Source organism: Sapientia aquatica, from assembly GCF_004358105.1.
GTDB lineage: Bacteria > Pseudomonadota > Gammaproteobacteria > Burkholderiales > Burkholderiaceae_D > Solimicrobium > Solimicrobium aquaticum.
In genome coordinates this window covers 1-13,270 of sequence record NZ_SMYL01000022.1, presented here as the reverse complement: position 1 = coordinate 13,270, position 13,270 = coordinate 1, and the positions used below count along the sequence as shown (strand labels likewise).

The 13,270-nt window shown below is 42.9% G+C and carries 10 protein-coding genes and 1 pseudogene; 10 read left to right on the top strand and 1 reads right to left on the bottom strand.

Going from position 1 to position 13,270, the window contains the following annotated elements; genetic code table 11:
* The first annotated feature begins 582 nt into the window (after nt 1-582).
* The 3 genes from E2I14_RS18725 (at nt 583) to E2I14_RS18715 (ending at nt 4,502) form a co-directional block, all read left to right on the top strand.
* Nucleotides 583-969: a hypothetical protein gene (locus tag E2I14_RS18725; RefSeq protein ID WP_133331406.1), complete on the top strand. Its 387-nt coding sequence runs from the start codon at nt 583-585 to the stop codon at nt 967-969.
* Between the two features lie 116 nt (nt 970-1,085).
* Nucleotides 1,086-2,156 carry a TraB/GumN family protein gene (locus E2I14_RS18720; RefSeq protein ID WP_133331404.1) on the top strand — a complete coding sequence of 357 codons (1,071 nt, stop codon included), beginning with the start codon at nt 1,086-1,088 and terminating at the stop codon, nt 2,154-2,156.
* A gap of 252 nt (nt 2,157-2,408) precedes the next feature.
* A complete protein-coding gene (locus E2I14_RS18715; RefSeq protein ID WP_133331402.1) occupies nt 2,409-4,502 on the top strand; it encodes a peptidase domain-containing ABC transporter in 2,094 nt (697 codons plus the stop codon).
* A gap of 567 nt (nt 4,503-5,069) precedes the next feature.
* On the opposite strand, the gene E2I14_RS18710 is transcribed toward E2I14_RS18715, so the two are convergent.
* On the bottom strand, nt 5,070-5,396 hold the full coding sequence (locus E2I14_RS18710; protein ID WP_133331400.1) for a hypothetical protein: 327 nt from the start codon (nt 5,394-5,396) through the stop codon (nt 5,070-5,072).
* Between the two features lie 136 nt (nt 5,397-5,532).
* On the opposite strand from E2I14_RS18710, the gene E2I14_RS18705 reads away from it, so the two are divergent.
* The 7 genes and pseudogenes from E2I14_RS18705 (at nt 5,533) to E2I14_RS18680 (ending at nt 13,046) form a co-directional block, all read left to right on the top strand.
* A complete protein-coding gene (locus E2I14_RS18705) occupies nt 5,533-6,006 on the top strand; it encodes a hypothetical protein (protein WP_133331398.1) in 474 nt (157 codons plus the stop codon).
* A 256-nt stretch (nt 6,007-6,262) separates the two neighbouring features.
* Nucleotides 6,263-6,478, top strand: a complete 216-nt coding sequence (locus E2I14_RS18700; RefSeq protein ID WP_133331396.1) for an ATPase, T2SS/T4P/T4SS family — start codon at nt 6,263-6,265, stop codon at nt 6,476-6,478.
* Nucleotides 6,459-7,268, top strand: coding sequence for a hypothetical protein (locus E2I14_RS18695; protein WP_133331394.1), 810 nt, complete (start codon nt 6,459-6,461; stop codon nt 7,266-7,268). The genes E2I14_RS18700 and E2I14_RS18695 overlap by 20 nt, the downstream gene beginning before the upstream one ends.
* Entirely contained in the window at nt 7,265-7,768 is a 504-nt protein-coding gene (locus E2I14_RS18690; RefSeq protein ID WP_133331392.1) for a hypothetical protein, read from the top strand. Before E2I14_RS18695 ends, E2I14_RS18690 begins: the two co-directional genes overlap by 4 nt.
* Nucleotides 7,769-7,993: 225 nt before the next feature.
* Nucleotides 7,994-8,238 (top strand): annotated as a pseudogene (locus E2I14_RS19785) (IS6 family transposase); the annotation flags it as partial.
* Nucleotides 8,239-8,704: 466 nt separating this feature from the next.
* Nucleotides 8,705-8,983 carry a DUF4143 domain-containing protein gene (locus E2I14_RS20015; protein WP_133331390.1) on the top strand — a complete coding sequence of 93 codons (279 nt, stop codon included), beginning with the start codon at nt 8,705-8,707 and terminating at the stop codon, nt 8,981-8,983.
* On the top strand, nt 8,919-13,046 hold the full coding sequence (locus E2I14_RS18680) for an NACHT domain-containing protein (RefSeq protein WP_165967900.1): 4,128 nt from the start codon (nt 8,919-8,921) through the stop codon (nt 13,044-13,046). The genes E2I14_RS20015 and E2I14_RS18680 overlap by 65 nt, the downstream gene beginning before the upstream one ends.
* The last annotated feature ends 224 nt before the right edge of the window (nt 13,047-13,270 follow it).

Sequence of the window (13,270 nt, the reverse complement as noted above, 5' to 3'; positions counted from 1 at the left end):
CCCATAAAACCCCGACTGCCTACGCCGGAAAAAGCTGGATAGATAATGCGAAAAACACAAACAAACAGACTTCAATGAGATCGGTTCAATTTAAAAAGTTACACGACAAGTAGTCTGACAGATGGGGGAGTGGGGTTAGTTCAAATGAAGGCCTATATCGCATCAAGGTGAAAATTGAAAAACAGGCGATTGAGGCATATGGTCAGCTACAGCAGTTAAAGTCGGGGATGACGCTCGAGGCGGACGTATTGCAAGATCACCGCCAGATATGGGAATGGATTTTAGAGCCCGTGTTGGCTGTATCGCAGAGGTAGAGTGTATAAATTCCGGTGTAATTTAGGCCTGAGAGCGGTGAATTTTGTTGTTGAACGTGATAGTGGTTGGTTTATCTGTTTACCCAAACGATCTCACCGCTTAACAAAAACTGGCGAAGGACAGTGGGCAGTAATTTGCCCTAACAGGTTTCGTTGATGCTGATGAAAATCTCACGTCACGAAAAAGTCCGCAGGGTGAGCTTCTACCTCACCCTGCGGAGCAATACCCATTCTATGTGGAATGGACAACTTACTTTGGAGTCTTATTATGGCTATACATGTTATTACAAATGAAGCGTTGTTGGATATGGTTTCTGGTGGTGAGGAAATTGATTCAGTTGATCTGTCTTTTTTCTATAATGGCGGGGAAAACTCAGGCGGCGATGTTCAAACTTATGAAACTGTCGCTACGGCTCAAGACGTATCAGACGCAAAAGCTACCGCTGCAATAGCTTCAGCAGCGGGGGTTGTTGCCCAAGCAGGAACTACGCAATATTGCAACTCGAAATTACCATCAGCGGCCGGTCCTATCGCCAAAACTGCTTGTGCAGTTGTAGGAAACGCCGCTGGGAGCCTCACAACATCGACGCTAAACTATGTATTTGATAATGGAAGTAAATTTTACTCACCGCACATCGTGACCTCTGTTCCATAATTTGCAATACAAAGATTCATGTGTAAAAACTCACTTCTATAAGACCATATAATTTTATTTCCGGAACATTCCGGTGGCTATTCTCATATAAATTTATGGAAGTGAGTAATTAAGTTATGACACCCGTATCGATTTATTTGTTTAATCTAGGTAATGTAGAAAGATTAATTTCTATAAAGTGGTTGCAGCTTGCCCTTTGTAAAAAATATATTTTTGAATTTGTTCTGTCCTTACAAAAACTGCTCACCATCCATCAAATGAAAATTAAATATCTGTGGATTTATCTCTTTGTTTTTTCACTTTCGTTCTTTGCAAGCGATGGTAATGCTTCGACAAACAATCTAGTAACAGCTAACAAAACTTGGTGGTTTTATAAAATCACTAAAAATAATCATGCGAAGGGTTATTTACTCGGGGTAATTCATACTCCTTTGGGTGACTTAGTTTATCCAGATGTTGTTGTTAATTCCCTTGAAAAATCAAGTAAATTGTATCTTGAGTTGAATATTTTCGATGAAAAAACAAAGGCAGAATTACAAGAAGAATTTTTGAAAATGTCTATAAATCATTCGATCGATACTCTTTTAACGTCTAAGACAAAATCGGATCTTGATTCTGTAATTACAGCGCAAAATTATTCCAGAGAGGATAAAAAATCAATTTATGCACTCAACCCTTTTTTAGCAATGATTGATGTAATGGGTCCTTGTGCTTTGGTTTCATTTGATGGTGATCCGATTGAAAAAAAATTACATGACCAAGCGAAAAAATTAGGGCATCAAGTTGCTGCTCTTGAAAGTGTGGAAGATAATTATTCATGGGTAAACAAATTATCAAAAGAGGAATGGAATGAATATGTCGAGGCCCATGTTCGTTTCGTTAAAGATAAAGACTGTAATCGTAAATTTAATTCATATATTCTTCAGATGCGAAAAAATATGCTGCAAGGTGATGCAGATCAAATGTATGAAAATATGCTTAAATTTTTTACCAATGACTTACCTATTGCGTGGTTTTTCGAAAAATACGATTTGACGCCGAGAAACAAAAAAATGGCATTAAAGATAATGCAATCTGTTGAAAGTGAAAAAATGCCATTTTTTGCAATTGGGGCAGGCCATTTGGCTGGACAAAAAGGTGTAATTTATGAATTGCAAAAACTTGGTTATAGCGTAACGCAAGAGTAAAGCTTCAATGGTTAGTTCGATGGGAAAAATTAAATATATATGAAAAAACATATCGCTAACTTTTTCTGGGGAGCACTCGGGTCAATAATTTATTGTATTTATTCTTCGATCTTCATATCGGAAATGTCCCATATGCAAATGGCGAAATCAGTTATTTCTGGTGGTGTGATTCTCATGCTCTGTTGTTATTTCTCTGACAAAAAATAGAGTCTAAAATTTATTAAATCCATCCAATAATTCTAGGCTGAAGATATGAAAACCATCCTCCAAACTGAGTCTAGTGAATGCGGCCTAGCGTGCCTAGCTATGATCGCTAATCACTACGGATATCACAGTGACCTAGCAGATTTGCGACGCCAGTTTTCGATCAGTTTGAAAGGTGCGACCTTGGCGCAAATCATGCGTCACGCAACACGGTTAGAATTGTCTGCTCGACCTCTACGCCTAGAGTTGGAAGATTTAAGCCAGTTGGCGTTGCCGTGCATACTGCATTGGAATTTAAATCACTTTGTAGTTCTTAAAAAAGTCAGTAAAAAATACATCGTCATTCTCGATCCCGCTGTGGGTGAGCGGAAACTGGCGATGGCCGAAGTATCCAAGCATTTTACGGGCGTCGCTTTAGAGCTATCGCCTAATCCCGCTTTTCTGCAAAAACAAGACACGAAAAAAATAGCACTGCATGACTTAACGGGTAAAGTGTTTGGCTTGCGCCGTGCACTACTCCAAGTGATGGTCTTGGCAGTTGCGTTAGAACTCTTTGCGATTTGCTCACCTCTTTTCAACCAATTCGTGATTGACGAAGTCATCGTGTCGGGCGACAAAGAGTTACTGTCTATTTTGGTCGCTGGCTTTGCGCTCTTGATGTTGACCCAGACGGTCATTAGTTTGGCTCGTAGCTGGTTCCTCATGCGCTGGAGCATGGACATTGGTTATCAATGGACGAACCGCTTGTTTGCTCACTTGGTTCAATTGCCTGTATCTTTTTTTGAAAAGCGTCACCTCGGCGACATCGTCTCTCGCTTCGGTAGTATCGGGTCTATTCAGTCAACGCTAACTAGTCTGTTTGTTGAGAGCGCCTTAGACGGTCTCATGGCACTGTTGGCGCTTTGCATGATGCTGATTTACAGTCCTAAATTGTCGGCAATTGTACTGGCATCAGTTGCTATTTACGGGATCCTGCGTTGGGTGTTTTATCACCCCTTCCGTGAAGCATCACAAGAGCGTCTCATTCTTTCTGCCAAAGAAAATAGCCATTTTTTAGAAACGTTGCGAGCTATTTCTCCACTAAAACTTTTTGGTCGTGAAGCGGAACGTCGCTCACGTTGGCAGAATTTGAAGCTTGATGTGATGAATCGGGACATCAAGACGCAAAAGTTATCGATTATTTTTCGGGTAAGTAATACGACATTATTCGGAATTCAAGGACTATGTTTATTTTATGTCGGCGCTGGATTAGTCATGCAAAATGCTCTGACTGTTGGTATGTTGATGGCATTCTCTAGCTATGCAGGGACGTTCTCAGGACGCATTTTCAGTTTGATTGATATGGTTGTATCCCTAAAAATGCTGGGCTTACACACAGAGCGCCTGTCTGACATCGTGATGGAACCAGTCGAGGCACAAGTCCCGATCGAAACAGACACCAGCCGCCTAAGCGCTACCATTACCTTAAAAAATCTCAAATTTCGTTATGCCGAGGGCGAGCCTTGGGTGTTGAACGACATTAACCTAACAATCCCTGAAGGCCAAAGCATTGCCTTAGTTGGTCCATCGGGCTGTGGTAAGACGACGCTCTGCAAAATCATTTTAGGGCTATTAAAACCAACCGAAGGCGAGGTCTTTATTGACCAAATTCCTATTTCTCGCCTTGGCCTGCAAGCCTATCGCCAGTTGGTTGGTACGGTGATGCAGGACGATGTGTTATTGGCAGGTTCGATTCAAGACAACATTAGTTTCTTTGATGCGCAAATGGATTCGGCACGTGTGGAACAATGCGCCAAACAAGCCGCCATCTTTGATGAGATTTCCGCCATGCCGATGGGATTTCAAACGTTGGTCGGCGATATGGGAAGTAGTTTATCCGGTGGACAAAAGCAACGAGTCCTTCTTGCTAGAGCGTTGTACAAGCAACCGAAAATCTTGGCCTTAGATGAGGCAACAAGCCATCTCGATATTCAGAACGAACTGAAAGTCAACGTGGCATTGAGCCAATTAAATCTCACTAGGATCATGGTTGCGCACCGCCCTGAAACGATTGCAGCGGCGGGACGGGTTGTTGAATTGAGTGATGGACAAGCCCATGAAATTCGTGCAGCTACGAGCAAAGATATGACGTTGGTGGCGTGAAAAAGAGTGACCAGCCATGAACACAACTTATATACTCTATTAAAATTTCTTGGACTACACACTTCTCCACGGGCCAGCAATCAATGCGTTAGTATTCTAAGAAAAACAGGCCGTTAAGATATTGTCAACTTACAGAGGCTAGCAAAGATTGTAAGGTGACGAGATGAAAAATTCATACTCTATCGCTGCTTCCGCTACCCATCATGTTAATTTGCATTTAAAACTGATCCACGGGGTGCGGACGATTTCCTGGACTGATTACTTTGCTAAACCTAGACTCTCGCGGCACACGATCAGATTGAAATAGCTGGAAGGCTTTTTAATCCGCTTCGTTATGCGGTAATCCCCCCGGAACACATCGGGGTTAAAAGTAGAATCATGCGGCCATCGTAGCGCGAGGCAAAAGTGTCAATTCACAGCATCGCGAGGAAAATGTATCACTTCGCAGCTTTGATTGAGTGAAAGTTGATGTAAGTTGCTGAAATCATGAGCAATTTACGATTCCTTACCGCAATGATAGCATCCAGGCCGCGTGGTAAAAGGGTCATCGAAGCATTTAGCCCAAAATTAGGTCGTCGGCTGCAATGTTTTGGGGAAGAAGCGTACGGTCAGTGGATTTGTCTGGAAGCAGATCCTGCGGTTGAAACATTTTGCGAGCGACCTGTCGAGCTGGAATTGACGGATGGAAGCCGGCGACCGGCGGACTTTTGGGTACGCCATGACGATGTTGATGTCCATGCGCGAATATCGTGCTAATTTGATCGAATATTTGCTAACGCCATTTTCTCTCGAAAGCCTTGCCGTCACCAGATTGAGGCTGTCCATGCTCGAATATCGTGCTAATAATGATCGAATATTTGCTAACGCCATTTTCTCCTGAAAGCCTTGCTGCATAACGGTTTCCTCGATTTGTGTCCTTCAAATTAAGAGTAGTATTGTTGCAACATACGATGATCAGTTTGCGCGAATATTCTGCTAATATCCAAATAATGATCTAATACCCTGCTAATGAATTCTACGGAATTTTCACATGGTGCAGCGCAAAATAAATCACTCCAAAGTTATCTCTTCGACACAGGAATCGCTTAGTGATATCGACCCTAAAAAATGGGATCGGATTGCGTTGATTGATGCGCTAGTTCGACCGACACTCGAGCAAGAGCTTGGCAAAATTCAGGCGCAAGAAATCGCAAAAAAACTTCAAATTCACTGGACAACAGTGTCTCGATATCGCCGTCGCTTGTTGGAACAAGAGCTTGCTTCCGCAGTGGTTGGTCGGTCTCCAGGATTTCCTATTGGTTCTACACGCTTGTCGGCAGTCCAGAAATCCATTGTTGACCAGGTCATTGAACGTCTAGCAAGGAGATCGAAAAAGTTGCGCGTTGTTGATGTCTGCGATGAGGTGGCACGCCGGTGCAGAATCGATGGTGTTTTGATGCCATCTCGCAGTTCCATTGATCGAAGTCTTCGCCTGATGGTACGCTCAAGGCTATTTAAAAATTAACTGAAAAACGTTCCTTTTGGATGAGCTCGCTTTGGGCATTTTCGCTAAAATGTGTTGTTGAGTTATTGTCGGAACGCGCACAAATTTGGCCGTTAAATTACGTGCAAGTGTGCTGGCCAGAACTCCGTTTTGCCGAAGAAATTGCAATGCTGCAAGGCAGCAAAAAAGATCTTCGCTCAATGATTATTCGCGAAAATGCACTTGTTACACAGTTAAGATTAGCGAATATTCGATCAAATTAGCACGATATTCGCGCATGGACACCGGATTTAAAGGTCGGCGTGCGATTGCGGAAGTGTTAAAACTATCGGACGATATTCGTGAACTTATTATTGGTCGTGCGTCGATTCGTACATTAAAAGAGCAAGCACGGCTAGAAGGAACCCGGTTTTTACGGGATGTCGCATTAGAACTGGTGCGCGATGGCCACACCACATTGCAGGAGGTCAATCGTGTTACCTTTGTGGCTTAATTTATTGAAACCATCGATTCAACTGGCCGTCGCCGACAAGGGATATGGCAAGCAGAGTTGGTTTGGAAGGACTACGGCTAACTGGTCCGTGAAAACGGATGTTAGTCTAAACAGTCAGGATCGGCTCACGGCAGCGGTGGAGCAACTTCTTGATGACCGTCCGATACAGAAAAAAGCACTGAGCCGACCTGCGCGCCTGACGATTATTGTTCCAGATGAAGTTGCGCGGTTTGAACTATTGCCTTGGATCCCTAGTTTGATGCAAGACGATGAACTACGACAATTCGCTATTGAGCGCTTTGAATTGCATAACCAGTCTGTACGTGATGGATGGGTTGTGCAAGCCGAATGGCGCACGAACGAGGCCAATACATTAGGGTATGCATTACCCCAAGAACTCCTTGAGACTTTACAGAACATTGCCGCAAAAAATGGCGTTCAACTTACGCGCGTGCTACCTGTTTCTGCATTAGCGCACTATGGTCAATTGGGCATATCGCGCACATCCCAATTGCGCTTGCTTAACAGTGGCGCGCGAATCAGCGCCCTGCTCTATCGGCACGGAAAGCTGCACAGCCATGCGATCGAAGCGGTTCGCGGCAATAACAACGAGGATGCGTTGCGTCGTCTACTTTCGCGCGTTCAAACGAATGTAGCATTGACTGAACTTAATTTGCAGCAGATCGCAGTGATGGGTATTGATCCGGATATCGTTCGTCGAATCCTGGTTGATAGTCCTAACATTCGCATCCATAAACTACGCCCGCTACGTTTTAGAGATTGGCTATGAATTTCACGCAGCTTATTCGTCCTTATCATCCATTGCAGTGGCTGTTTTCCTTGGTCGCGTTTTGTATATTGCTTATATCCATAGGTATTGCCATTTTATTGGGTCCCAACAAAATAGCCCGAGCGTTACATCAATGGACAACGCCAATGGTAAGAATTAGCACCGGTCCTGCGGTGTCGGTTGCGCCAAGTGTGCGAGAAAATGCCATTGAACACCGCGCGGCGGAAATAGACGGACTATTAAAACGCAAATGGGCAGATTCTTTGTTAGCGATCGAACAGGTGCAAACGAAGGATGTCACGGTTCTCGAATTTCATCCGGATTATGCGAACGCCAGCTTCGTTGTTCATGGCGAAGCGCGTCAATTCGAAGCATTGTCCAACTATATCGGCGGATTAAACGCGACAGGACTTGTTAGAAATGTCGCCTTGATGCATGAGAATGGCGTATCGCGTGAGCACGTGGATACGATTGAATTCGAATTGAAAGGTAATTTATAAAACGATGCTCGGTATCCGTGCATTACGGAAATTCAAAGCTCTTGGCTACGACATTGTAATCCAGATCAAGCCAGCTGGTCCTCCGGTTGGCCAATTAATAGTGGACATCACTACATAATGTAGACTGCTCCGTTACGCGCATAATGGGGAGAACAGGGGAAACGGAAAAAATTGTACGCTAAGGTTTTGGTTGTGTCGCAATAAGCGTATCTGGTAAAGTTTGATGTGGACGATTTTCGTAAAAGCCTCATCAAAAGCACCCTCCGAAAGGTTCTTAAACGACTGCATTGTCCGTTGGAACTCATGATACTTTGTGTACGCTGGTGCGTGGCATACCCATTGAGTTTTCTTCGTATCGATAAATGATGGGAGAACGCGGCGTTGTCGTTAATCACGCGACAGTACGTCGCTGGGCTGTGAAGATATTGCGTGTGCTGGCTAGTATATTTCGTTTACGTAAGCGTTCCGTAGTTGCGGGGCCTCGTCAATTAGGCAAAACAACTCCAGTACGTGACGCGCTAACTAACTTTAGCCGTAACCAATACAGGTTTGATTCCGTTGACCGACCAGACGACGAACACCTTCGATTAAGCCTAACAGGTACTGAAGAATATTACAAGCAGGACGTCAGTATTCGGGATGATGCATGGTTGGTGCGGCAATGGCAGCGTGCGCGAAAAAGACCCGCGAATCAAGAACGCCCTATATTCTTGTACTAGATGAAATTCAAAAAAAATCCCTAAATGGTCGGAGGTCGAAAAAGTTTGTGGACTGCAGATAAAGCAGAAAAATTAAATTTGCATGCCGTCCTATTGGGTTCGTAGCCTTTGCTGATACAAAAGGGTATGACTGAAAGCCTGACTGTACGTTGTGAATTGATTTCCGTCATCCATTGGTCATTTCTCGAAATGTATGACGCATTTAATGTTGAATTAAATGAATATGTGTATTTTGGTGGGTGCCCAAATAGCGCCTAATTGTTCTCTGTATTATTGGCGAGGAAGTCCGCATGAAGTTGATTTTGTAATCGAACGCGGACGTAAATTAACCGCGATCGAAGTAAAAAGTGGAGTGAATTCAGGCCATACACCGGGGCTTGATTTATTTGAAAACCATTTCGGTCCATGCCAAAAAATAGTCGTAGGAGATCATGGCATCCCATTATCCGAATTTTTATCTTACCCAGCGGAGCACTGGCTTGGAAAATCCACATAAGCGGTTCCTTGTCGATCGAACTTGTATCGAAATCGATTCTGAATCTAAGCAACGTGCCATTAATTCGCTCACCGCATATCGCAATGCGTCCGCGTATGTATTATTGGGCGATCCAGGTGCAGGAAAAACCGAAACCTTCAAAAAAGAAGCCCATGAATCTAATGGTACATATATCGTCGCGCGCGACTTTATTCTTTTTGATCATGATATAGAAAAGCATGATTCAATTTTTTTCATCGATGGGCTCGATGAAATGCGGTCTGGGAGTACTGATGGTAGGACTCCATTAGATCAGATTCGGGTAAAGCTAGCGAAATTAGGACGGCCACAATTCCGATTGTCTTGCAGAGAGGCTGACTGGCTCGGCGCGAGTGACGCCAGCGCCTTAGTCAGTGTTTCCCCAGATGAAAAAATCAAAATTTTACATCTTAACCCTCTCACCAATCAGGACGTATTAGCCGTCTTGCAAAATAGTTCAGCGATTTCCAATCCTGAGCTATTTATTGAAAAGGCACAGCACAACGGTCTTAATGAACTATTACGCAATCCACAAACGCTCAATTTGCTGACACAGATTGTGGGGGAGACCAAGTGGCCGACAAGTCGAACAGCGCTTTACGACTTGGCGTCGAGGCAATTGGTAAGAGAATTCAATTCTGAACACTACCTGGCCAATTCGACGGCATCATTTTCTGTTGATCTTTTGTTAGATGCAGCAGGCTTATTGTGTGCAGTCCAACTTTTATCCGGAATTTCAGGCTATGCCAAAAACAACGGTACTCCCTCTACCAGTGAGTATGTTGAACTACATGCAGTGAACAATCCGAGACAGCTGCCACTGTCTCTCGTTCAAAAGACAAACCTATTTCATAGCGAGAGAGAAAACTGCTTTAAACCCATCCATCGCAGCATGTCAGAGTACTTGGGCGCCCGTTATATTGCAAAAATCATCAAAGAAGATCACCTGCCCATTGGTCGGGTCTTTGCGTTACTAACTGGCGGCGATGGAGGTGTGGTTACCGATTTACGCGGACTGTCTGCTTGGCTATCGGTGCATTGTCTACATGAACGAGATCTATTTATCGATTGTGATCCACTTGGTGTCGTATTGTATGGCGATGTAAAAGGCTTCTCTATTGCGGAGAAACATCGCATATTGACTGCAATGCACATTGAAGCATTACGTTTCCCATGGTTCAGATCAGAAGACTGGTCCACCAAGCCATTTGGAGCGCTATGCACCAAAGAAATGGAACCAGTATTTAAAAATATTCTTGAATCAAAATCAAGAAAAGACGCTGATCAAACCTTGGTGAATTGTGTACTAGATGCCGTTCGTTATGGCGACGCATTGCCGAATTTAACATCGTCAATCACATCAATAATACGCGACCACACTTTTAGATCTGACTATCGCCAAAATGCTTTGCAAGCGCTATTAAAATTGACAAAGCCCGATAATCCATTGTTAATTTCGATCGCTGAGGATGTCAGGACTGGTGTCATTGAAGATAAAGATCACAGCCTCCTTGGTCATATCTTGACTAATTTCTATCCCCAAATAATTTCGCCTGCACGAATTTTTGACTTCTTACGAATCCAAGCATGGGAAAATTCGATTAATGAGTACTTCACGTTTTGGATTCATCAGCTTCCGAATAGCACGCCAACCGATTATTTACCAACCTTATTGGATCAAGTTTCTAAAAGAAAAAATGAATTAAATCCGATTTTGCACGCTCAACAGCTGAATCGAATGATCGGCCAGTTGTTAGTCCGTGCCCTATCAGAAATTGGCAATGTGACTTCACATGAACAACTCTATGACTGGCTAGGGATTGGGCTAAATGATTTTATTTCAGAGCTCGAAAGAGACGATGCTCTACAGATAAAATTATGGCTAGAAGGCCATCCTAACCTTTACAAAGCAATTATTGAAATTGGCGTCCAACAAAGTTCGAGTCAAGACAATATAGTTTTATGTGGTTATTCGTGTTTGGCTCGTCTTTATGGAGCCGCTCCACCAGGAAATATAGAAGATTGGTATTTATCCAAAGCTCGCGAGGAACGAAATGATCATAAAGCCCAAATCTATTTCGACTTGGCTTTTGGGAGACTACGAGAAAAAAATAATCAGAGCTATATGGGAAGCGATGATTTTGAATTCCTCTCAGATTGGGTAGAAAATAATTCTCGATTTCAGCCTTGGTTCAAGGCCTATTTAATGATATCGCTAGAACATTCACAACATAAATTTAACATCGAAGCCCGTCAAAGAAGAACTGAGCGTGAAAAAATACAAAATGAAAATAAAGTAGCGTGGTTGAAATTTGTTCGTGAACATGTCAATGAAATCCGTGATGGAAGTGCTGCGCCCAATATTTTTTATGATTTAGCTTGCGCATTCAAAGGACACTTAATTGATGTTACTGGCGAGACGCCGTTGGATAGGATCACTAATTTTTTAGGTAATGATCCTGAGCTGGTTTCTGCGGCATTTAGCGGCTTTCATAAAATTTTGTATCGCGCCGATTTGCCAAGCGCCTCTGTTATTTTTGATTTGGAATTGACTGGGCAGATGCATTTTCTTTGCTGGCCATCTCTAATTGGCATTGAACAATTGACAGCCGAAAACCCTGAAAATATATTGAACTTAGAAAATTCAATTCTCTCTTCTGTCATTGCATTTCGTTTCGCAGATCATCTTGAAAATGAGCCAAGTTGGTTTCTGTATTTAATGAAGGAGCGCCCTTCTCTTGTTTCTGAAATTTTAACTATCTACACATTGCAACGATTGCAGGCAAAGAAAGAACATATCAGTACGCTCTATTCATTAACATTCAATGATTTTTATGCTGAAGTCGCGCAATTATGCACACCACTGTTACTGGAAAACTATCCACTGCGCTCTAATAAAAATCAAATCACTCATTCTCTTTCCCTCTTGCTGAAAGCTGCACTACGACATCTTCCTCCATGCGAATTTCTACCGCTTGTTGAAAAGAGAGTGTTACTAAAGAGCCTAGACAGTACGCAAAAAATATTTTGGATGACATGCGGACTACTATTAAATCCGCAAAAATTCCAAACAAAGCTTCATCAATATCTCGGTAAAAATCAAGTTCGTCAAAATTATTTCGCTGAATTTTTACAACCTCGCGGCGAAGACGAACAATCAAAAATAGGAAACTTACCGGATTCGACATTGATCTTTTTGATAGAAACGCTAGGTCCCCAATGCCAATCTGAGCGGCAAACCGGTGTGTATTGGGTGAGCCCTAAAATGGAAACATCTAATTTGGTATATTCCCTCCTTAAATATTTAAGTGATCGTGCTGATGAAAATGTGGTGTCGGAATTTGAACGCCTATTAACATTACCTGACTTGGTCAATTGGCATAACCCTATCCGTTCGGCTTTGCATCAAATTAGAATTGCGCGTCGCAAAACAACATTTCATCATTTAAGTAGCGCGGAAGTTAGCATGACTTTAGCCAATTTAGAGCCAACCAGTGCTAGTGATTTGGCCGCACTGGTATTCGATCATCTAACTGATTTGAAAAATAAAATTAGGAATGGGAACGCCAATGAATACCGACAATATTGGAGCTATGACTCCGAAAACAAAACATTACATCTTCCAAAACCTGAAAATGATTGCCGCGATATTTTATATTCGCTATTGAGCCCGTATTTCCGTAAACTTCACGTTGAAGTAGCGAAGGAAGGGAACTATGCGGATGACATGAGAGCAGATCTGAAGATCTCGTACCGCGGCGTAAGTGAGTTTAATATTCCAATAGAAATTAAAAAAGACTATCATCGTGATCTTTGGAAGGCAATTGATACACAATTAATCGCGAAATACGTGCGGGATCCAGGTACCGACGGGCATGGAATATATCTGGTATTTTGGTTCGGCCAAAATAATATCCTACCCTCGCCTCAAGGCAAGAAACCTCGGTCATCGTCGGAACTTGAGCAGTGGCTTACTTCATTAGTTCCATTAGATAAAAGATACTACATCAAAGTTTGTGTCATTGATTGTTCACTTCCGAAATAACTGTGACGCAGACAGTCCAAGAATTCGAAAGTTGTAGCACCCCTATTTTTTTAGGCAGATCGTACTAATACTTTTGGTGATAGTTTCACCGAATATCCGTAACCGGTTCCTGAGCGGCGTTATTTTCAACCGAATCTAATTGCGACACAATCCATTCCAGTTTAATCAACCGGAGTGCGAAATGACCAAGCCAGCATCCGCTGCATCAAAAGAATCCACATGGC